The following is a 22543-nucleotide window of genomic DNA, read 5'->3' as shown; positions in this document are numbered from 1 at the left end:
TTTCATGCCCGCCATACTTCAAGTTGCATCTGCATCGACAATGCATGGTTGAAACCTGAGTTATCGAGGGTAAAGCCATTGCAGTTACCAATGGTTTTAGCCTTTTTCAGTATCATACCTCTAATCTTTGCTGAATCGAAGCAGCAGTAGAACCAATCCCCTCATCTGCTCTTTATTTGCGCAGTGCGCGACAGATTAAATGTGACAGTAACTCCAGCTGTCGAGCCATCTCCATGTTCAACCAAACGTAGCCGTGAATGGGCGTTTCTGCGACATTATCGCCTTTATGCTCAGCAATAAGCTGACGCAGCTCTGCTACGGTGTCATTGAGCTTTTCCGTATTGGCAAGCACCGGCTGCGGATTACCTTCATACAAGGCGTGGGTTATTGTCAGTAGTGCATGCTGGGTCCTGAGCTGAGTTTCACGCAGAGTATGCGCATTCAACATGACAAAGTGGCTGGTACGGCTGGCCCACAGCGCATTAATTTGCAGCTCGAGCATGCAGACCAGATTGCGATTCACCGTCTGAATAGCCTCAAAGATCGATTTTTGAATGCGGGTTTCCTTGCTGGCAGGAGCGATGAGCCCACGCATTTTGACAACGTCGCTCAACAGTTGTTGTAAATGTTTTTCCAGCCGCGGTTGCTCGAGCAGATTGGGGGATAGCGCGGCCTGATACACCCGATTGTACCCCGTGACACAATGCGCCAGTTGGATACGCCAGTGTATAAATGCCCGCTGCGGCCAGATGCCGGTAAACAGCATCGCCAGTAACGACCCCAGAATAACATCACCACCGCGCCATAACGCGGTGTTCATATCTCCGGCAGGCGCACCCACGACCACGGCAAGCGTTATGCCAATCAGCAGCGCCTGATACGGCCTTTTACCCAGCGCCAACCAGCCGCAGAGAAACATCGCTACCGCGCACCATATCAGCATTAACGGCAGCGAGAAGAGTTCCAGACGCAGGGCAACCAGTCCCAGGACCGAGCCCAGGATCGTGCCACCTATACGTTCAAAGGCCCTGGGAACAACGTTACCCCAAAAAGATATTGGCCCCATAATCACCACCAGCGTGATCAGAGGCCATGTACCTTCGGGAATGTTTAACAGGCGCACCAACAGAAAAGTAAGGAGAAACGCCAGCGCAATGCGAATACCATGCACCACACGATAATGACGATACAAACGAATTTCAAAAGGACTCAGCGATTTGTCTGCACGCACTCATGCACTCCGTCAGGGAATAGCAAAGAAGCGAATTGTACCTGTTTTTAGCGTGAAAAGATCATCCTGATTTACACCCCAAACAGTTACTTCGTCTGCACTGGCACGTACATTTCAATGTCCCAGTAACCGTCCTCCATGCCATTGTTCATATAAACTTCAAAGCAGGGTTTAGCGGCTATCGCATAAGTCGTATCCTGCAACAGGCGCTCAAAGAACTGATACCAAGGCGTCGCAAAATCGTGATTCTCAACGCGCGCAACGGCGACAGCATAGTCGCCACCCGCCAGTTCGGTGAGGATCACCCCTTCGCTATTTTCCGGGATTTCAAAACCTTCAGGCACAGAAACCACGGTATCACAGCGCAGTTTTTCCGCAGGAACAACATCAGGGTTGTCGTAATAAACAGCAATCCATTCCAACGGCACAATCTGTTTACCGTCGACCCACTTCATTAATTGCTCAAACCCCTGCTTCACCGTTTGTTCCCACGGTCCAACCATATGGAAACCGGCAATCATGCGTTTTTCGACCAGCTTTATCTCGTACTCCATACAACCTCCACGGTTACACTGTATTTATATACAGTGTAATTTCTGGCTATGTCGGCCACAAGGAAATAGTGATTATTATGTGAGCAGATTCGCACTCTTGCCAGTCAGACGCATCAGGAAAAACTACGCCTTGTGGTGGAAATAGTCGCTCAGGCGCGAGAAAACGCCGCCTTCGCCGACGGATTCCAGCGTAACCAGAGGCCAATGTGCCACCAGCTTATCCCGATCGTAGAGTTCAATTTCCCCCACACGTTGATGCGCAGCGATGGGAGCAACCAGCTCTTTCTTATCAAGGATATATTTTGCTTTGATGTTAGGGACTTCTGCTTTAGGCAGGGCCATCCAGAAATCCTGCTCGGTTCCGAGGCTGATTTTTTCTTTATCGCCATACCAGATCCGTTCAGTGCCAACCTGCTTACCGCTACGCAAAACCTGTACTGTATCGAAGTTGTGTTGCCCCCATTGCAGCAGTTTACGCGCCTGATCTTCGCGCCCTTTCGCACTCTCCGCGCCCATCACCACCGCAATCAGGCGGCGCTGACCATCGACGGCGGAAGCAATCAGGTTAAATCCGGCACCGGACGTATGCCCTGTCTTCAGGCCATCTACGTTCATGGTTTTATCCCACAACAAACCGTTACGGTTTTGCTGTGTGATGCCGTTCCAGGTAAGGCTTTTCTCACTGTACATATGGTAGAAATCCGGTTCTCCGTGGATGATAGCGCGGGACAGCACGGCCAGGTCGTACGCCGAGCTATGCTGACCCGGCGCATCCAGACCATGTACCGTTTCAAAATGGGTGTCCTGCAGGTTCAGCTTTTGCGCATAGTTGTTCATCATCGCGACAAACTGCGGCTGCCCTCCGGCGATGTAATCCGCCAGTGCCACGCAGGCATCATTACCGGAATCAACAATTAACCCACGGCTGAGGTCGCGTACCGAAACGCGATCCCCTTCTTTCAGGAACATCAAGGATGAACCGACAAATACCGGATTATCTTTTGCCCATGCATCGCGCCCGACGGTCACAATATCTGTCGGACTAATACGCTTGCTGTCAATTGCGCGATCGACAACATAGCCAGTCATCAGTTTCGTCAGGCTGGCAGGATTGCGCTGCTGGTGTTCATTACCGGCTGTCAGGATTTGGCCCGTGGTGTAATCCATTAACACCCATGCCCCGGCAGTAATCGCAGGAGGTTGTGGGGCGAAGCTCACGGCATCGCTCGCCCAGGCGGGCGAAAAACTCATCGTTAATAGTGAAGCGGCAATAAACAAACGGCGTTTCAACAGCATGTCCTCAGGAAAGGGAGAAATAGCCGTTCTTTTTACGGAAGTTCTGTCGAACAAACATGGATAAATTGCAAGAAAATGTGACATAAGGCACATTTTCTTGCTATCAGGAAAGGGTTTCAGAGACAAACCTCGCCGGAGCTACCCTTTACGCGGCGCGGTCTCTGCATGATGACTGCGATGGCGGTGATAACCATCGATCATACTGCGAAAAATTTGCCCCGGTGTGTCACCCAGCGTGCACAGGTAAATATGCGCGCAGATGAACAGTAAGCCCACAATCGCTAACGCCATATGCAGCACCAGCATCACCGGCCCCGCCCCTACCACCTGCGGGTAGAGACATAGCAACCCGGTGATGATCAGTAGTGGAACCAGTGCGTACATGATGGCCAGGTAGGCCAGCTGTTGCAGCGGGTTAAATTTGTCCTCTGCTGTTGCGGCAAACGGGTGCGGCTCACCTTTCATAATGCCATACAGATAAAAGCGTGTTTGCAGCAGGCAGCGTGATATCAACCCGCTAAATTTCACGCGATAATGGCAGCCGTTGCCGCTGGTTGCGTTTATTAACACAAAGCCAATCCAGAAGGCCAGCAATGCGAAGCCACACCAGGTATGTACCTGCACCATTAAGGCCACCGGTCCGACAGAAAAGTGGCCAAACAGGCCGCTCAGCAGAAGCAGGATAAAGAGCAGCGCATTACCCCAGTGCCAGCGGCGGACCGCCAGCGAATAAAGGTAGTCCCGATGCTCTTCGCCGGTTGCCGTTTTGGGCGCCAGCATCCGACGTAACAGCGCGTGCGTGACCAGGCCCGCAATCATCAGCACAATAATAACGCCTGCATAAATGAGCCACAGCGGCCAGTAGTCCGGCGCATAGTTAAGCTCTGCTCCCCAGATAGAATTCATACATTACCCTCCTGATGGATCTCTTTACGCCGATAGACACTTACCGGGCCGCTACGCGTATCCTGCTGGCGATAAACCTCTTTTTGATTAATCCAGTGCTGAATTTCCGGGTCATCGCGACGTCCAAACTTCAGCGCATCCGTCGGACAAACGGAAACGCAGGCTGGCGATTGTCCGACCTCCAGGCGAGTATCGGCGCAGAAGTTACATTTGTCGGCAATCCCCGTTTGTGGGTTGAGGTAGCGGACATGGAACGGGCAAGCGGCAACGCAGTAGTCACAACCAATACAGCGAGACTTATCCACTTGCACAATGCCATTTTCGTCACGAAATGAAGCGCCGGTAGGACAGACGCTGACGCACGGCGCATCTTCACAATGCTGACAGGAAACGCGAACAAACTGGAAGTGGGACAGCACCTCGGGTTCATGTTCGGGTGAACGGTTCTGCACTTGTAGGCGACTAAATCCCTCCGGCACGTCATTCAGTACCTTGCAGGCAACCGTAAACGCCTGACAGCCAATACAGCGTTTCTCGTCATGCAGCATGACATAAGGGTTTGTTGATTGATTCATGATGTTCTCCTTTCTCATGCCCGACGAAGCGTGACGCCAGCGGTGTGCACCACCGTACCGGAAACCGGACTGGTAACATGCGGAAGCAAATTACCGCAGTGAATACCGTGCGTCGTCGCCGCGGTTTTAGCTCCCGCCTTGGCGCCAAATCCCATATAAACGAACAGCGTATCGGGTCGTATTCCGGCAGTAACCAGCGCTTTGCCTTTTTCCTTACCGGTCGCATTTTCCAGCCAAATCTCATCGCCGTTTTTGATGCCTTTTTCACGGGCCGTTTGCGGGTGGATCCACACCGCGTTATCCCACATCAGCTCACTCAGCAGTGGTACATATTGCGTCGCGCCGTTGGTATGCACCGCCACTTTTCCCTGAATAAAATAGAGTTCATTGTCGCCTTTGAGGGCAAAATTGCGGGCGCGCGGAATACCGTAGCCAGGCAAAAGTGCTTCCAGCTCTTCAGAGTAGAGTTCAATTTTTCCAGACGGGGATTTAAAGCGCAGTTGCTCGCCATAGGTACCATCGCCGTCAACCGCCACTGCGCCCGGATAACGCGCCACAAACTGACGCACTACTTCAGGTTCCCGCAGCAGCAGCGGAATCCCCCACTCCAGATATCCTTTCTGACGCAGTTCAGCGGACAGCGCATGATCGCCATTAAGCTGGTACAGCTGCCGTGTCTGCATATCCTGCCAGGGGTAGAACTGCCCAAGGCCTAACTGCACGGCCAGCTCTTTCCAGATTTGCCAGCTCGGACGCGCATCCCCAATCGGCTCTACAACCTGCTGGCGCAGGGCATAGGCCGGATTCAGGCCCGACATGTCAGAGACTTCTTCATCACGTTCAAGGTAGGTGCATTCGGGTAACAGATAATCGGCATATGCCGCGCTTTCGCTTAAATAGACATCGCAACTGACCACCAGATCGAGTTGTTCGACGGTTTTGACCAGATCAGGCCGACAGGTCACTGTTTGGAAAGTATTGTGGCGGGACATAATCCATCCCTTCACCGGATACGGCGTCTGGTTTAACACGGCATCGATGATGCTTTGCACCACGCCGCCGCCCGCCGCGATGTACTTGAATTGTGGGGCAACCAAATCGATGCGCTGCGCCGTTGGCTTGGGCAATTTGGCATCAGGTTTTGCCAGCACCGGAGCGACCTTCTCTCCGGCCAGCTTATTGTAGGTTGCCGCGGCTTTTTTCTGGTACAAGCCCCCTTCACGCTCAATATTTCCCAGCAGCGCATTGAGGGTGAAAATCATACGCCGCATATCAATTTCTTCTTGCGAAAACGTCGCGCGATGGCCAGGGCTGACGATAGCATGAGGCGCACAGGCGGCCATTTCGCGGGTGACCCGAACAATAACATCAGCAGGCACGTCAGCCTGCTTTTGCGCCCATTCCGGCGTGGTCTCTTGTACCGCTTCGGCCAGTTGGTCAAACCCTGTGGTGTAGCGTGCAACGAAGTCCGCGTCATACAGATGTTCATTAATCATGACGTGACACATGGCCATTAACACCGGCAAGTCGCCGCCCGGCTTGAGCGCATGCCATTCATCCGCCTTGCTGGAGAAAACTGACAAACGGGGATCGAAGCTGACCATTTTTGCGCCCTTTTCCTGCGCGGTCATCAGTTCATGCGTTTCGGCAACCTCAATACCTTCATAGAGATTGTGGCCAAAAGAGACCATATAACGGGTATTGGCGATATCCATAGCCAAATCGCCGCCCATCATCACTTTGGCGGCAATCGATTTTCCGGCAGGGCATGTCGACGCATGCGTAAAGGTGTTTGGCGATCCAAACGCCGTTGCCAACTGAAATAAATGACCCGAAAGCGAACCGGATTTGGAAGAGAATACGACCCCCTGAGGACCATGCTGCGCTTTTATTGCCGTCATTTTTTCGGCAATTTCTTTGTAAGCCTGTTCCCAACTAATAACCTGCCATTCTCCGCTGCCGCGAGGCCCTGTGCGTTTCATGGGTTTGACAATACGGTGCGGGTCGTTGACCAGGCTAACACCACTGCCTCCGCGCGCGCAGACACGCGTGCCTTGTTGAGGCGCATTAGGGTTCCCCTGAATAAAAACCGTCTTGTTATTAATTACCTGTGCCTGTATTGGGCAACGATAAGAACACATTTCGCACAAGCTTGGCGTCAGGGATGTTTTCCCCTTAATGCTCTCTGGAGAATTTCGCGCCAGTGCGCCAGGCGGAAAACTGCCTATCGCGCAGGCCGAGCAACCGATACCCACTCCTCGCAAAAAATTACGCCGACTAATGCTCATATAACCTCCTGTTATTAGATATATCCAATTATTATATGGTGTTTAAATTATTAATTTTTAACCTCACTCACATTTCATTAGAATATAGAGCAGCTAACCGCCAAAATAAAAACCCATTGTTTATAAAAGAATTTTAAAATTTCCAGAACACAACAAATCAGCACTAAATAACAATAATGGTTCTCATTTATATTATTTATCAGCTCATAGATTTCAGAAAATTTATTCCAGTAATTTCCCTTAACAGTGCAAAATTTATTAATCAATTCTATTAAAGCCTGTTCATCTCAATTTTATTGCGTACATCATTCAGCATTGATAATCGCTTTGCTGATTACCTCGCTATTTTTTGGTATTCTTGGACGAGCGCTAAATTGATCCCGGACATAACTGAACAATGAATGACGGCAAGCAGCAACCTGGTTTTCTCTTTCACGATTACGAGACCTTTGGTACCCATCCGGCGCTGGACAGACCCGCGCAATTTGCGGCTATCCGCACAGATAGCGATTTCAACATTATCGGTGAACCTGAAGTCTTTTATTGCAAACCCGCAGACGACTATCTGCCGCAGCCTGAGGCGGTGCTGATAACCGGTATCACACCGCAGGAAGCGCGTGAAAAAGGAGAAAATGAAGCCGCCTTTGCTGCGCGCATCCACGCCCTGTTCACCGTGCCGAAAACCTGTATCCTGGGCTATAACAACGTGCGCTTCGATGATGAAGTGACGCGCAACATCCTGTATCGCAATTTCTACGATCCCTACGCCTGGAGCTGGCAGAACGATAATTCACGCTGGGATCTGCTGGATGTGATGCGCGCCTGTTATGCCCTGCGTCCCGAAGGAATTAACTGGCCGGAAAACGACGACGGCTTACCCAGCTTTCGCCTGGAGCATTTGACCAAAGCCAACGGTATTGAACATGCCAATGCCCACGATGCGATGGCCGATGTATACGCCACAATTGCCATGGCGCAATTAGTGAAGTCGCGCCAGCCGCGCCTGTTTGATTATCTCTACAGCCATCGCAATAAGCACAAGCTGGCCGCACTGATTGATGTCCCGCAAATGAAGCCGCTGGTCCATGTTTCGGGGATGTTCGGCGCATGGCGCGGCAACACCAGTTGGGTGGCGCCATTAGCCTGGCATCCTGAGAATCGCAACGCGGTGATTATGGTCGACTTAGCCGGTGATATTTCACCGCTGCTCGAACTGGACAGCGACGCGCTGCGTGAGCGGCTCTACACTGCTAAGGCTGATCTGGGAGATAACCCAGTCGTGCCGGTCAAACTGGTGCACATCAACAAATGCCCGGTACTGGCACAGGCAAATACCTTGCGCCCGGAAGATGCCGATCGCCTTGGCATTAACCGCCAGCATTGTTTGGATAATCTCAAAATACTGCGCGAAAACCCGCAGGTTCGCGACAAAGTGGTGGCCATCTTCGCCGATGCGGAACCCTTTACGCCATCAGATAACGTAGACGCACAGTTGTACAATGGTTTTTTCAGCGATGCCGACCGTGCCGCAATGAAAATCGTCCTGGAAACTGAGCCGCGCAATTTACCGGCGCTGGATATCTCCTTTGTCGATAAGCGCATTGAAAAGCTGCTGTTTAACTACCGCGCACGTAACTTCCCTGGAACGCTGGATGAAGCCGAACAGCAGCGCTGGCTGGACCATCGTCGTCAAATATTCACACCAGAGTTTTTGCAAAATTACGCCAATGAATTGCAGATGCTGAGCCAGCAATATGCAGATAACAAAGAGAAACTGATGCTGCTGAAGTCACTCTGGCAGTATGCGCAAGAGATTGTATAACTCCCACGTATAAAAAAACCGGAGAACATGTCTCCGGTTTTTTTTATCTAAATACAGCTATTACGCGATATCTTCGTCGTACTGTGGCACCGGGTTACGGAAGCTTTTGGTCACGCAAGCCAGGTAAATCAGACCAATAGCGGCCCAGATCAGACCCAGAACCATTGAGCTCTCTTCCAGGTTCACCCACAGCGCACCAACGGTCAGCGCACCGCACATTGGCAGGAACAGATACTGGAAGTGGTCTTTCAGCGTCTTGTTACGCTTCTCACGGATCCAGAACTGGGAGATCACCGACAGGTTAACGAAGGTAAACGCCACCAGCGCACCGAAGTTAATCAGCGCCGTCGCCATCACCAGGTCGAAGTTAATTGCCAGCAGAGCAATCGCACCAACCAGAATGATGTTCATGGACGGAGTACGCCATTTCGGGTGGACATAACCGAAGAAACTTTTCGGGAACACACCGTCACGTCCCATCACATACATCAGACGCGCTACGCCTGCATGCGCCGCCATACCTGAAGCCAGTACGGTAATGGTAGAGAAAATCAGCGCGCCAACCTGGAAGAACTTACCAGCGACATACAGCATGATTTCCGGCTGCGAAGCGTCCGGATCCTTGAAGCGTGAGATATCCGGGAAGTACAGCTGCAACAGATAGGTGGAGACGATAAAGATCAGGCCACCAATCAGCGCGGTCAGGAAAATCGCCCGCGGGATCACACGTTCAGCGTCTTTGGTCTCTTCAGACAGGTTGCTGATACCGTCAAAACCGGTGAACGAGAAGCACAGGATAGTAGCTCCCGTGATCATCGGGATCACATGCGCATCACCTGACCAGAACGGACGGCTGCTCGCCAGCGTACCGGCACCTTCCCCTTCGAACACGCCATAAACGACCATGCCGAGGATCACTGCAATCAGCACCACCTGCAACAACACGATGACGGTGTTGAAATTCGCAACAGATTTCAGGCTGCGCAGGTTAAAGGCGGTCATAAAGGCCACCAGCGCCACCACGAATATCCATGACGGTATCGACGGCACCAGAGCTTCAAAATAAATTTTCGCCAACAGAATGTTGATCATCGGTGCGAACAGGTAGTCCAGCAGTGATGACCAACCCACCATAAAGCCAACGGTCGGGCTAATGGATTTCTGGGCGTAAGTGTAGGCAGAGCCTGCAGACGGATAGCGACGCACCAGTTTACCGTAGCTCAGTGCGGTAAAGAGGATGGCGATCAGTGCAAAGGCGTAAGCTGTCGGGACGTGACCATCGGTCATTCCTGATACGATACCGAATGTATCGAACAGCGTCATCGGCTGCATATAGGCAAGGCCCATCATGACAACCGGAACCAGCGTAAGCGTTTTACGTAATTCCACGCGAGAGGTGTTTGGAGTAGCGTTATGCGACATGGTTATCCCCCATTACGGCGAAAACCGTCGCGTAAGCAAAAAATTGCCCCATTTTTTGTTAATCCTCAGCGACAACAACTGTCGATTTTTAAGTAAGTATCTATCCGGTACGAAGCCCGGCCTCTTTTATGAATGATTGGTTTGATGCAAAAAAATAACCGACGCGTATTAAAACGTCGGTTAATGTCATTTTTTGCAAGCGGCGTATTTTGCACTAATTTGGAGAGAAATAACAAGAGATTGAAGCTACTACAAAAGAATATTTTTTCTTAACTGATTGATTTATCAGCAGCCGTTTTAACATACACCCCCGCAATAGCACTATTTGCTAAAATCTCATCCCGCCACCAGGCACTGGCCAACCCGGCAGTCTGTTCATTCCAACCTATCCACACGGGTTCAAAGATAATTTGTGCGACCACCTTTTTCTCAATCAGAGCGCCACTCTCCAGAAATCGCTGCGCCAGATAGCGCGGAATATAGCCGCATCCCAGACCACTGATTTGCAGTTCCAGCTTGGTTTTGAAGTCAAAAACGGTGATGGCTTCCTGATCGTCAAGCACCTGGGAGCCGGAGACGTTGGCATGCTGTGCATTGTCGCCCACCACAATCGCGCGAAAACGCCGAATAGTGCGACGATTCAACGGCTCCTGTTCCTGCGCCAGCGGATGATGCGACGCAACCACAAACACCTGCTCCAGAACCCCTAGCTGCGCAAAGCCAAATTCGCTCGCGGCAGGCGGCTCATGCGTGGCGCCAACAATAATATCCGCCCGCCCCTGAGTGAGGGCATCCCAGGAGCCGCCCAGCACGCCATTGATAAATTTCAGGCGCGTCACACTGTGGTGTTGATAGAAAGATTCGATGAGTGGGGCCAGCAGCGAAAAGGGAAACGTATCATCTACGCCAATAACCAGTTCATTCTCCCAGCCTTCGTGAAGTTTAATCGCCTGCTTTTCGAGTTCGCGGACGGTGTGCAACACCTCCCGCCCCTTTTCCAGCAGCATCTGCCCGGTACGGGTAAACTTAGCCCGATGTCCGCTGCGATCGAGTAGCTGAATATTAAGATCGCTTTCCAGCTTATGGACGGTGTAGCTAAGCGCAGACGGCGTCTTAAACAATTTTGCCGACGCCGCTGCGAAACTGCCCTCTTTTTCCAACGCATCGAGGATGATAAGAACGTCCAGCAGTGGTTTCATACTCGCCCCCTGGCGGTATCAGCGGCACTCTGCTGGTCTGTCACTCCATCGGCATCACCAGCGGGTCAGGATACTGGTACTCAAACCCAAGCTCGTTACAAATACGGTTGCCATCAATGACTTTACCTTTACCGTTATCCTCATTGCCACGAAATTCCGGCGGCTCCATCCCCAACTGGCGGGCCATCTGTGGATAGAACACATTGCGCGCCGGATGCATAGGCGCACATATATTATAGATGTGTCCCCCTTTTGGCGCTTGCAGCAGCAAAGAGATGGCGGAAACCACATCATCCAGATGCACCAGATTGACGCCATGGTGTCCATCTGGCGCCGTCTTGCCAGCGAAAAAACGACCAGGATGTCTTCCCGGGCCGACAAGTCCGGCCAGGCGCAAAATATCCACCGAAGTGCCGGGTAAATTGTGCAACCAGTCTTCAAGTTCTTTCAAAACGCGACCACTTGCCGTGACCGGGTTACGCGGAGTCCCTTCTTTCACGATGCCTTGTGCATCGCCATAGACCGACGTCGAACTGGTAAAAATAATCCGCGGGATACGGTACGCCAGCGCACTGTCGACCAGCTCCTGCATAGCCTGCAGGTAAAATGTCTCCCCCGGACCGCTACGGCGCGCAGGTAGCGTAATAACCAGCGCGTCGGCGTCCATCAGTGCGTCAAGATCGTCTGTCTCACAGACCAGTTCAGGCTCCAGGCGCAGCGAGTAGCTCTCTATACCACTCATGCGGGCCGCTTCCACCCCATCCAATGTGGTTTTGCTGCCGGTAACCTGCCAGCCTCTCGCCGCCAGCGACATAGCTAACGGCATGCCTAACCAACCTAAACCGACAATTGCGACCTTTTTCATGCCTTCTCTCCTGACTTTTGGCCTATAACGCAAGGCTACGCTAGCCCACAGTGGCTGACAATTCATAGTATCAATATGAAATGAATTAATGATCAAAAAAAGCCCTTGCTTTCCGTAGCTAAAGTGGTTTAGGTTAAAAGACATCAAATGAATAAACATTCATCGAGAAAATTTATGACACGCGCTCAATTTAAACACCATCATCACCATCATCCTGACTAGTCTTTCAGGCGATGTGTGCTGGGAGACATTTAAATCTTCCAGCGGTGCATGAGCGTATGAGAAAGCCCCCGGAAGATTTCTTCCGGGGGCTTTTTTTTGTGCGTGACCCAAACTGATTCAGACAGGATAACGAGGAATAAAGAATGTTAGATAACACCCGTTTACGCATAGCTATGCAGAAATCAGGTCGTTTAAGCGATGATTCACGCGAATTGCTGGCTCGTTGCGGCATTAAAATTAATCTTCACACCCAGCGCCTGATCGCGATGGCTGAGAATATGCCGATCGATATTCTGCGCGTGCGTGATGATGATATCCCGGGTCTGGTGATGGACGGCGTCGTAGATCTCGGCATCATCGGGGAAAACGTTCTCGAAGAGGAACTGCTCAACCGCCGGGCCCAGGGTGAAGATCCGCGCTATTTTACCCTGCGTCGTCTGGACTTCGGCGGCTGCCGTCTTTCGCTGGCTACCCCGGTTGATGAAGCCTGGGATGGCCCGGCAGCGCTGAACGGTAAGCGTATCGCTACCTCTTACCCACACCTGCTTAAACGTTATCTTGATCAAAAAGGGGTGTCGTTTAAATCCTGTCTGTTAAACGGCTCTGTAGAAGTCGCTCCCCGCGCAGGTCTGGCTGATGCGATTTGCGATCTGGTGTCAACCGGAGCCACGCTTGAAGCCAACGGTCTGCGTGAAGTAGAAGTGATTTACCGCTCTAAAGCCTGCCTGATTCAGCGCGACGGCGAAATGGCCGAAGCCAAGCAACAACTGATCGACAAACTGCTGACCCGTATTCAGGGGGTTATTCAGGCACGTGAATCAAAATACATCATGATGCACGCACCGAGCGAACGTCTGGACGAAGTCATCGCCCTGCTGCCAGGCGCTGAGCGCCCTACCATTCTGCCACTGGCAGGTGACCAACAGCGCGTAGCCATGCACATGGTCAGCAGCGAAACCCTGTTCTGGGAAACGATGGAAAAACTGAAAGCACTCGGCGCCAGCTCCATTCTGGTGCTGCCGATTGAGAAGATGATGGAGTAATAGCCATGAGCTTCAATACCCTGATCGACTGGAATAGCTGTAGCCCCGAGCAGCAGCGCGAACTGCTGATGCGCCCGGCGATATCCGCCTCTGAAAGCATCAGCCGCACGGTGGCTGAGATTCTTGAGAACGTCAAAAATAACGGCGACTGGGCGCTGCGTGAATACAGTGCTAAGTTTGACAAAACCGAGGTCGGCGCGCTGCGCGTCACCGAAGAAGAAATTCAGCAAGCCAGTAGCCGCCTGAGCGACGAGCTGAAACAAGCCATGCAGGCGGCGGTGCGTAATATTGATGCGTTTCACACCGCGCAAATTCTGCCGCCGGTGGATATTGAAACTCAGCCTGGCGTGCGCTGCCAGCAGATTACTCGCCCTATCGCCTCCGTAGGGCTGTATATTCCTGGGGGATCGGCACCGCTCTTCTCGACCGTATTAATGCTGGCGACCCCGGCGCGTATCGCTGGCTGCAAAAAAGTGGTGCTCTGCTCACCGCCGCCGATTGCCGATGAAATCCTCTACGCCGCGCAACTGTGTGGCGTAAAAGAGGTGTTCAACGTGGGCGGCGCGCAGGCCATTGCCGCGCTGGCGCTGGGTACCGAGTCTATTCCTAAGGTCGATAAAATTTTCGGGCCAGGCAATGCGTATGTGACCGAAGCCAAACGTCAGGTCAGCCAACGTCTTGACGGCGCGGCTATCGACATGCCTGCGGGCCCGTCTGAAGTGCTGGTTATTGCCGACAGCGGCGCGACGCCTGACTTTGTTGCTTCCGACCTGCTCTCTCAGGCCGAACACGGCCCCGACTCGCAGGTTATCCTGCTGACGCCAGACGCTACGCTGGCCGAAGGCGTGGCTAAAGCCGTTGAACGCCAGCTTGCCGAGCTTTCCCGCGCCGACACCGCACGTCAGGCGCTCGCCGCCAGTCGACTGATCGTCGCCAGAGACCTTGAGCAATGCGTGGCCATCTCTAACGCCTACGGCCCGGAGCACCTGATTATTCAGACCCGTAACGCGCGTGAACTGGTTGACGATATCACCAGCGCTGGTTCGGTCTTCCTGGGTGACTGGTCTCCTGAGTCGGCTGGCGACTATGCTTCCGGCACCAACCACGTTCTTCCGACCTACGGCTATACCGCAACCTGCTCAAGCCTTGGGCTGGCTGATTTCCAGAAACGGATGACGGTACAGGAATTAACTCCCCAAGGTTTCTCTACCCTGGCCTCCACCATTGAAACACTGGCCGCGGCTGAACGACTGACTGCCCACAAAAATGCCGTCACCCTGCGCGTTAACGCCCTGAAGGAGCAAGCATGAGCACTGACAACTTTCTCAGCGTCACTGATTTAGCCCGTAAGAATGTTCGCGAGTTAACGCCCTATCAGTCTGCCCGTCGTCTTGGCGGTAACGGGGACGTCTGGCTCAACGCGAATGAGTACCCAACCGCCGTTGAGTTCCAGCTACGCCAGCAGACGCTGAACCGCTATCCAGAGTGTCAGCCGAAAACCGTAATTGAGAATTACGCGCAGTATGCTGGCGTCAAACCAGAGCAGGTGCTGGTCAGCCGCGGTGCAGATGAAGGGATCGAACTGCTGGTGCGCGCTTTTTGCGAACCCGGTAAAGATGCCATTCTCTACTGTCCGCCGACTTACGGCATGTACAGCGTCAGCGCCGAAACGATTGGCGTTGAATGCCGCACCGTCCCGACCCTGGATAACTGGCAGCTGGATTTACAAGGCATCGCGGACAAGCTTGATGGCGTGAAAGTGGTCTACGTATGCAGCCCCAATAACCCAACCGGCCAGCTGATAAATCCGCAGGACCTACGTTCACTGCTCGAAATGACGCAGGGTAAAGCCATCGTGGTCGCTGATGAGGCCTATATTGAGTTTTGTCCGCAGGCTACGCTGGCAGGCTGGCTGTCTGAGTATCCGCATCTGGCAGTATTACGCACGCTGTCCAAAGCGTTTGCTCTCGCCGGTTTACGCTGCGGATTTACGCTGGCGAATGAAGAGGTTATCAATCTGCTGTTAAAGGTGATTGCTCCCTACCCGCTTTCTACCCCGGTAGCGGATATTGCCGCCCAGGCGCTGACGCCACAAGGGATTTCCGCCATGCGCCAACGCGTAGAGCAGATCCTGCAAGAGCGTCAGTATCTGGTGGAGAATCTGAAAACCATTCGCAGTGTAGAGCAGGTTTTCGACTCCGAAACCAACTATATTCTGGCGCGCTTCACCGCATCAAGCAGCGTATTTAAATCTTTGTGGGATCAGGGCATTATCTTACGAGATCAGAATAAACAACCTTCGTTAAGCGGCTGCCTGCGAATTACTGTCGGAACCCGCGAAGAGAGCCAGCGCGTCATTGACGCCTTACGTGCGGAGCAAGTATGAGCCAGAAGTATCTTTTTATTGACCGTGATGGAACCCTGATTTCAGAACCGCCAAGTGACTTTCAGGTCGATCGCTTTGACAAACTCGCCTTCGAGCCGGACGTCGTTCCCGTTTTGCTGAAGCTGCAAAAAGCCGGCTTTAAGCTGGTGATGATTACTAACCAGGATGGACTCGGTACGCAGAGCTTCCCGCAGGCCGATTTTGACGGTCCGCATAACCTGATGATGCAAATATTCACCTCTCAGGGCGTAGCATTCGATGAGGTGCTGATCTGCCCGCACCTGCCAGCGGACGCGTGTGATTGCCGTAAGCCAAAAGTGAAACTGGTTGAGCAGTATCTGGTTGAACAGGCCATGGATGTGGCAAACAGCTACGTCATTGGTGATCGGGCGACCGATATTCAGCTCGCAGAAAACATGGGCATTAGCGGATTATGCTACCACCGTGACACCCTGAACTGGGCGATGATCGGCGAGCAGTTGACCAAGCGAGATCGCTACGCGCACGTTGAGCGCAATACCAAAGAGACGCAGATTGACGTCAAAGTCTGGCTGGACCGCGAAGGCCGTAGCAAAATCAATACCGGCGTTGGCTTCTTTGACCACATGCTGGATCAAATCGCCACCCACGGCGGTTTTCGCATGGAGATTGCCGTCAAAGGCGATCTGTATATTGACGATCACCACACCGTTGAAGATACCGGTCTGGCGCTGGGTGAAGCCTTAAAGCTGGCATTAGGCGATAAACGCGGTATCAACCGTTTTGGTTTTGTGCTGCCGATGGACGAGTGCCTGGCACGTTGCGCGCTGGATATCTCGGGGCGTCCGCACCTGGAATACCGCGCGGAGTTTACCTACCAGCGCGTTGGCGATCTGAGCACAGAGATGATTGAACACTTCTTCCGTTCACTCTCTTACACCATGGGTGTCACCTTGCACCTGAAAACCAAAGGGAAAAATGACCACCACCGTGTGGAGAGCCTGTTTAAAGCCTTTGGTCGTACGCTGCGTCAGGCTATTCGCGTAGAAGGCGATACGCTGCCCTCCTCAAAAGGAGTGCTGTAATGAACGTGGTGATCCTTGATACCGGCTGCGCCAATCTGCACTCGGTGAAATCCGCCGTCGCGCGCCATGGATACTACCCGGTTGTCAGCCGTGACCCGGACGTGGTGCTGCGTGCCGATAAACTGTTTCTGCCGGGCGTCGGTACCGCCCAGGCGGCTATGGACCAGTTGCACGAGCGTGAACTGATTGAACTGATTAAAGCTTGTACGCAACCGGTACTGGGGATCTGTTTAGGCATGCAACTGCTTGGCCGCCGCAGCGAAGAGAGTAACGGTGTCTCTCTGCTGGGCATTATTGAGCAGGACGTTCCGAAGATGACCGATTTCGGTCTGCCGCTGCCGCATATGGGCTGGAATCGCGTCTATCCGCAGGCGGGAAATCGTCTGTTCCAGGGCATTGAAGATGGCGCGTATTTCTACTTTGTACACAGCTATGCTATGCCGGTGAACCCGTGGACCATCGCCCAGTGCCATTACGGCGAACCATTAACCGCGGCAGTACAAAAGGACAATTTCTTTGGCGTGCAGTTTCACCCTGAACGCTCGGGCGCGGCTGGGGCGCAGTTGCTGAAAAACTTTCTGGAGATGTAATGATTATTCCGGCATTAGATTTAATCGACGGCACGGTGGTGCGTCTTCATCAGGGCGATTACGCAACGCAACGTGATTATGGCAACGATCCTCTCCCCCGTTTACAGGATTACGCAGCTCAGGGTGCCGAAGTACTGCACCTGGTTGATTTAACTGGCGCGAAAGACCCGGCGCAGCGGCAGATCCCGCTGATTAAAACGCTGGTCGCTGGTGTCAATGTTCCGGTACAGGTTGGCGGTGGCGTGCGTACTGAAGCGGACGTTGCGGCGCTGCTTGACGCAGGCGTGGCGCGCGTGGTGGTAGGTTCGACGGCAGTAAAATCCCCCGAGGTAGTCAAGGGCTGGTTTGCCCGTTTTGGCGCCGACGCGCTGGTGCTGGCGCTGGACGTTCGTATTGACGAGCGCGGTAATAAACAGGTAGCGGTTAGCGGCTGGCAGGAAGATTCCGGGGTTTCTCTGGAAGAACTGGTTGAGACCTATTTACCCGTCGGCCTGAAGCACGTGCTGTGCACCGATATCTCCCGCGACGGCACGCTGGCTGGCTCAAACGTCGCGCTTTATGAAGAAGTGTGCGCCAAATATCCGCAGGTAGCATTCCAGTCATCTGGCGGCATTGGCGGGATCGAGGACGTAGCAGCCCTGCGTGGAACCGGCGTACGCGGCGTGATCGTCGGACGCGCCCTGCTGGAAGGTAAGTTCACCGTTGAGGAGGCCATTCAATGCTGGCAAAACGCATAATTCCTTGTCTGGACGTTCGTGATGGGCAGGTGGTAAAAGGCGTCCAGTTTCGCAATCACGAGATTATTGGCGACATTGTCCCGCTGGCAAAACGCTATGCCGATGAAGGCGCAGATGAACTGGTGTTCTACGATATCACCGCCTCCAGCGATGGCCGCGTAGTGGATAAAAGCTGGGTATCTCGCGTGGCAGAAGTGATCGATATTCCGTTCTGCGTTGCCGGTGGCATTAAATCCATCGACGATGCGGCGCGCATCCTCTCCTTCGGGGCGGATAAAATCTCTATCAACTCCCCGGCGCTGGCCGAACCGGAGCTTATCACTCGTCTGGCTGACCGCTTTGGCGTGCAGTGTATCGTGGTGGGTATTGATACCTGGTATGACGCCGAAACCGGCAAATATCATGTTAATCAATATACCGGGGATGAAAGCCGTACCCGCGTCACGCAGTGGGAAACGCTGGACTGGGTGCAGGAAGTACAAAAACGCGGCGCAGGCGAAATCGTCCTGAACATGATGAACCAGGACGGCGTGCGTAACGGCTACGATCTGGAGCAACTGAAAAAAGTGCGCGACGTTTGCCATGTACCGCTGATTGCCTCCGGCGGCGCGGGCACCATGGAACACTTCCTTGAAGCATTCCGGGACGCAGACGTTGACGGCGCGCTTGCCGCCTCCGTCTTTCACAAGCAAATTATTAATATTGGCGAATTAAAAGCGTACCTGGCAACACAGGGCGTGGAGATCAGGATATGTTAACGAAGCAACAATGCCGCGAGCTGGACTGGGAAAAAACCGACGGACTGATGCCAGTCATCGTGCAGCATGCGGTTTCCGGTGAGGTACTAATGCTGGGTTATATGAGCCCGGAAGCACTGGATAAAACGCTTGAAAGCGGCAAAGTGACCTTTTTCTCGCGGACCAAACAGCGCCTGTGGACCAAGGGTGAAACCTCCGGTCACTTCCTGAACGTGGTGAGCATCGCGCCCGACTGCGACAACGACACCCTGCTGGTGCTGGTTAACCCGATTGGCCCGACCTGCCATAAAGGCACCTCAAGCTGCTTTGGCGATGCCAGCCACCAGTGGCTGTTCCTGTATCAACTGGAGCAACTACTGGCCGAACGTAAAACCGCTGACCCGGCAAGCTCCTACACCGCGAAGCTGTATGCCAGCGGCACTAAACGTATTGCCCAGAAGGTAGGCGAAGAAGGCGTAGAGACCGCGCTGGCCGCAACCGTGAACGATCGTTTCGAACTGACCAATGAAGCCTCTGATCTGATGTATCACCTGCTGGTTCTGCTGCAGGATCAGGACCTCGACCTGACGACGGTGATTGATAATTTACGCAAAAGACATCAGTAATAGACAGATACCGGCACGATGCCGGTATCTTTATTTAACTGAGTGTTTAATCATTTCCGAATAAATCTCTGGTATAGACTTTATCGGCTACATCCAACAGTTCTTCGGCCATCCGGTTAGAGATTATAACATCGGACTCGCTTTTAAATTTAGTCAGATCACGCTCAACCCGCGAATTGAAAAAACTATCATCTGGCAATACAGGCTCATAGATTATGACCGGGATACCTTTCGCTTTAATACGCTTCATAATACCCTGGATAGACGATGCCCGGAAATTATCTGAGCCACTTTTCATAATCAATCGGTAAATACCGACGACCTTTGGCTTTCGTGAAATAATTGCATCAGCAATAAAGTCTTTTCGCGTCCGGTTAGCATCAACGATTGCTGAAATAATATTATTTGGTACAGATTTATAGTTAGCGAGTAATTGCTTAGTGTCTTTTGGCAGACAGTATCCACCGTAACCGAATGAGGGATTGTTGTAATGGTTACCAATACGCGGGTCCAGACAAACCCCTTCGATGATCTGTCGAGCATTAAGCCCCAGAGTTTCTGCATAGCTATCAAGTTCGTTAAAATAGGCAACACGCATCGCCAGATAGGTATTTGCAAAGAGCTTGATAGCTTCGGCTTCGGTTGAGTCGGTAAATAGGGTCGGAATATCTTTCTTCAGAGCCCCTTCCTGTAGCAGTGCAGCAAACGTTTCTGCACGGGAAGATCGTTCACCAATTACAATGCGTGAAGGGTACAAATTGTCATATAGCGCTTTACCCTCTCGCAGGAATTCTGGGGAAAAGATGATATTGTCTGAGCTATACTTTTGACGCATCGATTGAGTAAAACCGACAGGAACCGTCGATTTTATTACCATTACTGCATCTGGATTTATTTTAATAACATCCTGTATAACTGACTCGACGCTGCTAGTATCGAAATAATTAGTTTTGGGATCGTAATCTGTTGGGGTAGCAATAATGACAAATTCTGCGTTCTGATAAGCTTCGTTCTTATCCAGCGTAGCTTTGAATGTTATATCTTTTGATTGCAGATACTGTTCAATTTCTTGATCAACTATCGGAGATATCCGATTATTTAGCATCTCGACACGGGAAGGAACTATGTCCAGAGCAATGACCTGATGATGTTGGGCGATAAGAAGACCATTTGACAGGCCAACATATCCGGTACCAGAAATGGTGATTTTCATTTCATGCTCTCAGTATTATCTTAATATTTAATCATGATGTCGTACATCCTGATAAGAGAATAATGTTTTAACGTTTTGTTGAATGTTGTGTCAACGAAGGTTAAAACAATTCAGATTTTCTTTATCAGAGTACGCTAGAAATATTAAGTAAAGATTAAGCAATCAACTTAAATCAATAAGATTTGGGATAAAAAAAAGCCCGGTCAAAAAACCGGGCCAGTGAACGTCAGAAGACTTATTCCATCCATTCAGTATGGAAGACACCTTCTTTATCAGTACGTTTATAAGTATGCGCACCGAAGTAGTCACGCTGGGCCTGAATCAGGTTTGCAGGGAGCACCTCTGCACGATAGCTGTCGTAATAAGCGACAGCAGCAGAGAATGTCGGTACCGGGATACCATTCTGCACAGCATACGCAACAACATCACGTAGCGCCTGTTGGTATTCATCGGCAATGTTCTTGAAGTACGGGTCGAGCAGCAGGTTTGCGATACCAGGGTTTTTAGCATAGGCATCGGTGATTTTCTGCAGGAACTGCGCGCGGATGATGCAGCCCGCACGGAAGATTTTTGCAATCTCGCCGTAGTTCAGATCCCAATTATGCTCGTCAGATGCGGCACGCAGCTGTGAGAAGCCCTGAGCATAAGACACGATCTTACCGAGGTACAGCGCACGACGTACTTTCTCAATAAATTCTGCCTTATCACCCGCAAGCTGAGTTTTAGGACCGGACAGGACTTTAGAGGCAGCAACACGCTGATCTTTCAGTGAAGAGATGTAACGTGCAAACACAGACTCAGTAATCAGAGACAGTGGTTCACCGAGATCCAGGGAGCTCTGGCTGGTCCATTTACCCGTACCTTTGTTCGCCGCTTCATCCAGGATAAAATCCACCAAAAATTTACCATCTTCATCTTTTTTAGTGAAGATATCTTTGGTGATATCGATCAGGTAGCTACTCAGTTCGCCGTTATTCCACTCGGTGAAGGTGCTAGCCAGTTCTTCGTTGCTTAGGCTCAAACCACCTTTCAACAATGAGTAGGCTTCAGCAATCAGTTGCATATCACCGTACTCAATACCGTTGTGTACCATCTTCACATAGTGACCAGCACCGTCGGCACCGATATACGTCACACACGGTTCACCATCTTCTGCAACAGCGGCGATTTTGGTCAGGATTGGGGCAACCAGCTCGTAAGCTTCTTTCTGGCCACCAGGCATAATAGATGGTCCCTTCAGCGCACCTTCTTCGCCACCGGAGACGCCGGTACCGATGAAGTTAAATCCTTCAGCTGAGAGCTCACGGTTACGACGGATAGTGTCCTGGAAGAACGTATTACCGCCATCAATAATGATGTCACCTTTATCCAGATATGGCTTCAGGGAGTCGATAGCAGCATCAGTGCCAGCGCCTGCTTTCACCATTAACAGGATACGACGAGGCGTTTCAAGGGATTCAACAAACTCTTTTACCGTATAGTAAGGAACCAGTTTTTTCCCCGGATTCTCGGCGATAACCTCTTCCGTTTTTTCACGCGAGCGGTTGAAAACGGACACGGTATAACCACGGCTTTCGATGTTGAGCGCCAGATTGCGCCCCATCACAGCCATACCAACGACGCCGATTTGTTGCTTAGACATTATGTACTCCTGTCAGGTGCGGTTCGCCCTGTAGACTCTTACTGCAGGACTTTAGTGAACAATATGTTAACCCAGAAGAATCGCTTACGATAGTAGCATTAAATACTGAAGATACTTACCTTTGA

21 protein-coding genes, 1 pseudogene and 1 other annotated feature are annotated in these 22543 nt (G+C 51.9%); of the genes and pseudogenes, 10 read left to right on the top strand and 12 right to left on the bottom strand.

Annotated elements, in window-relative coordinates; genetic code table 11:
- Positions 1 to 172: 172 nt before the first annotated feature.
- The 6 genes from HV302_RS09480 to phsA all read right to left on the bottom strand — a co-directional run bounded on the left by HV302_RS09480 (position 173) and on the right by phsA (position 6850).
- On the bottom strand, positions 173 to 1231 hold the full coding sequence (locus HV302_RS09480; protein ID WP_104651487.1) for an FUSC family protein: 1059 nt from the start codon (positions 1229 to 1231) through the stop codon (positions 173 to 175).
- 86 nt (positions 1232 to 1317) lie between these two features.
- Positions 1318 to 1785, bottom strand: coding sequence for a DNA gyrase inhibitor SbmC (sbmC, locus tag HV302_RS09475; protein ID WP_016153545.1), 468 nt, complete (start codon positions 1783 to 1785; stop codon positions 1318 to 1320).
- Positions 1786 to 1908: 123 nt separating this feature from the next.
- Entirely contained in the window at positions 1909 to 3081 is a 1173-nt protein-coding gene (dacD, locus tag HV302_RS09470; protein WP_047415460.1) for a serine-type D-Ala-D-Ala carboxypeptidase DacD, read from the bottom strand.
- 138 nt (positions 3082 to 3219) lie between these two features.
- A complete protein-coding gene (gene phsC / locus HV302_RS09465) occupies positions 3220 to 3987 on the bottom strand; it encodes a thiosulfate reductase cytochrome B subunit (protein WP_032319018.1) in 768 nt (255 codons plus the stop codon).
- Positions 3984 to 4562 (bottom strand): thiosulfate reductase electron transport protein PhsB, encoded by a 579-nt coding sequence (gene phsB / locus HV302_RS09460; protein ID WP_181627254.1) that lies wholly within the window; start codon positions 4560 to 4562, stop codon positions 3984 to 3986. The genes phsC and phsB overlap by 4 nt, the downstream gene beginning before the upstream one ends.
- A 14-nt stretch (positions 4563 to 4576) precedes the next feature.
- Positions 4577 to 6850, bottom strand: coding sequence for a thiosulfate reductase PhsA (gene phsA, locus HV302_RS09455; protein ID WP_181627253.1), 2274 nt, complete (start codon positions 6848 to 6850; stop codon positions 4577 to 4579).
- A gap of 397 nt (positions 6851 to 7247) precedes the next feature.
- Between phsA and sbcB the strand changes: the two genes are divergently transcribed.
- Entirely contained in the window at positions 7248 to 8672 is a 1425-nt protein-coding gene (sbcB, locus tag HV302_RS09450; RefSeq protein ID WP_181627252.1) for an exodeoxyribonuclease I, read from the top strand.
- A 60-nt stretch (positions 8673 to 8732) separates the two neighbouring features.
- On the opposite strand, the gene plaP is transcribed toward sbcB, so the two are convergent.
- The 4 genes and pseudogenes from plaP to HV302_RS09430 form a co-directional block, all read right to left on the bottom strand.
- A complete protein-coding gene (gene plaP, locus HV302_RS09445) occupies positions 8733 to 10094 on the bottom strand; it encodes a putrescine/proton symporter PlaP (RefSeq protein WP_016153551.1) in 1362 nt (453 codons plus the stop codon).
- Positions 10084 to 10146 (bottom strand): membrane protein YoeI, encoded by a 63-nt coding sequence (yoeI, locus tag HV302_RS28550; RefSeq protein ID WP_099045591.1) that lies wholly within the window; start codon positions 10144 to 10146, stop codon positions 10084 to 10086. The genes plaP and yoeI overlap by 11 nt, the downstream gene beginning before the upstream one ends.
- A gap of 162 nt (positions 10147 to 10308) precedes the next feature.
- Positions 10309 to 11293, bottom strand: a pseudogene (locus HV302_RS09435) (LysR substrate-binding domain-containing protein).
- A 40-nt stretch (positions 11294 to 11333) separates the two neighbouring features.
- On the bottom strand, positions 11334 to 12158 hold the full coding sequence (locus HV302_RS09430; protein ID WP_016156891.1) for an SDR family oxidoreductase: 825 nt from the start codon (positions 12156 to 12158) through the stop codon (positions 11334 to 11336).
- Between the two features lie 174 nt (positions 12159 to 12332).
- Here HV302_RS09430 and hisL point away from each other — a divergent pair, with 174 nt between their 5' ends.
- The 9 genes from hisL to hisIE all read left to right on the top strand — a co-directional run bounded on the left by hisL (position 12333) and on the right by hisIE (position 19563).
- The gene (hisL, locus tag HV302_RS09425; protein ID WP_100250077.1) at positions 12333 to 12380 is read left to right on the top strand and encodes a his operon leader peptide; all 48 of its coding nucleotides are present in this window, start codon (positions 12333 to 12335) and stop codon (positions 12378 to 12380) included.
- Positions 12356 to 12478, top strand: a sequence feature (His leader region). It overlaps the preceding gene by 25 nt.
- A 45-nt stretch (positions 12479 to 12523) precedes the next feature.
- Positions 12524 to 13423: an ATP phosphoribosyltransferase gene (gene hisG, locus HV302_RS09420; RefSeq protein ID WP_003834191.1), complete on the top strand. Its 900-nt coding sequence runs from the start codon at positions 12524 to 12526 to the stop codon at positions 13421 to 13423.
- A gap of 5 nt (positions 13424 to 13428) precedes the next feature.
- Positions 13429 to 14733 (top strand): histidinol dehydrogenase, encoded by a 1305-nt coding sequence (hisD, locus tag HV302_RS09415; RefSeq protein ID WP_181627251.1) that lies wholly within the window; start codon positions 13429 to 13431, stop codon positions 14731 to 14733.
- On the top strand, positions 14730 to 15809 hold the full coding sequence (gene hisC / locus HV302_RS09410) for a histidinol-phosphate transaminase (protein WP_181627250.1): 1080 nt from the start codon (positions 14730 to 14732) through the stop codon (positions 15807 to 15809). Before hisD ends, hisC begins: the two co-directional genes overlap by 4 nt.
- Positions 15806 to 16873: a bifunctional histidinol-phosphatase/imidazoleglycerol-phosphate dehydratase HisB gene (gene hisB, locus HV302_RS09405; protein WP_137380771.1), complete on the top strand. Its 1068-nt coding sequence runs from the start codon at positions 15806 to 15808 to the stop codon at positions 16871 to 16873. The genes hisC and hisB overlap by 4 nt, the downstream gene beginning before the upstream one ends.
- Positions 16873 to 17463, top strand: a complete 591-nt coding sequence (hisH, locus tag HV302_RS09400) for an imidazole glycerol phosphate synthase subunit HisH (protein ID WP_181627249.1) — start codon at positions 16873 to 16875, stop codon at positions 17461 to 17463. Before hisB ends, hisH begins: the two co-directional genes overlap by 1 nt.
- A complete protein-coding gene (gene hisA, locus HV302_RS09395) occupies positions 17463 to 18200 on the top strand; it encodes a 1-(5-phosphoribosyl)-5-[(5-phosphoribosylamino)methylideneamino]imidazole-4-carboxamide isomerase (protein ID WP_046275331.1) in 738 nt (245 codons plus the stop codon). The genes hisH and hisA overlap by 1 nt, the downstream gene beginning before the upstream one ends.
- Complete coding sequence (gene hisF, locus HV302_RS09390; RefSeq protein WP_019077116.1) at positions 18182 to 18958, top strand: imidazole glycerol phosphate synthase subunit HisF; 777 nt, start codon at positions 18182 to 18184, stop codon at positions 18956 to 18958. The genes hisA and hisF overlap by 19 nt, the downstream gene beginning before the upstream one ends.
- On the top strand, positions 18952 to 19563 hold the full coding sequence (gene hisIE, locus HV302_RS09385) for a bifunctional phosphoribosyl-AMP cyclohydrolase/phosphoribosyl-ATP diphosphatase HisIE (protein ID WP_181627248.1): 612 nt from the start codon (positions 18952 to 18954) through the stop codon (positions 19561 to 19563). Before hisF ends, hisIE begins: the two co-directional genes overlap by 7 nt.
- A gap of 46 nt (positions 19564 to 19609) precedes the next feature.
- Here hisIE and ugd read toward each other — a convergent pair whose 3' ends face one another.
- Positions 19610 to 20776, bottom strand: a complete 1167-nt coding sequence (gene ugd / locus HV302_RS09380; protein WP_181627247.1) for a UDP-glucose 6-dehydrogenase — start codon at positions 20774 to 20776, stop codon at positions 19610 to 19612.
- 235 nt (positions 20777 to 21011) lie between these two features.
- On the bottom strand, positions 21012 to 22418 hold the full coding sequence (gndA, locus tag HV302_RS09375) for an NADP-dependent phosphogluconate dehydrogenase (RefSeq protein ID WP_137379532.1): 1407 nt from the start codon (positions 22416 to 22418) through the stop codon (positions 21012 to 21014).
- Between the last annotated feature and the right edge of the window lie 125 nt (positions 22419 to 22543).

This window comes from Citrobacter sp. RHBSTW-00859 (genome assembly GCF_013729795.1).
In the GTDB taxonomy this organism is placed as follows: domain Bacteria; phylum Pseudomonadota; class Gammaproteobacteria; order Enterobacterales; family Enterobacteriaceae; genus Citrobacter; species Citrobacter braakii.
This window is presented reverse-complemented; position numbering and strand designations above follow the sequence as displayed.